Consider the following 249-nt stretch of genomic DNA (forward strand, 5'->3'; position numbering starts at 1 on the left):
TGGATAACTGGGCATCTCAAGACGAACCTCCTCATTTAAGAACGATTCGCGATCGCGTGCTGCGTAGTGAGCAACGGGCGAGTGGTCTCCTCGGACTTTATCTCCAAATTCTGCAAAGGGGTAAAATTCCCGCTGACGACTCCTCAGAAGTGATTGAACTGCTCCTCTCTGGGCTAGTGGTCAAAAGGCAAGGATACTTACAAGTTTATAATCCCATTTACCAAGTGGTTTTTAACCAAGAATGGGTGG

1 protein-coding gene is annotated in these 249 nt (G+C 47.4%); it reads left to right on the top strand.

What is annotated here, in order from left to right; translation table 11 throughout:
* A partial coding sequence (locus R0J87_RS23025) for a hypothetical protein (RefSeq protein ID WP_498889265.1) occupies window positions 1–249 on the top strand: 249 nt, incomplete at both ends.

The organism is Halomonas sp. SIMBA_159, from assembly GCF_046536035.1.
Classification (GTDB): domain Bacteria; phylum Pseudomonadota; class Gammaproteobacteria; order Pseudomonadales; family Halomonadaceae; genus Vreelandella; species Vreelandella venusta_A.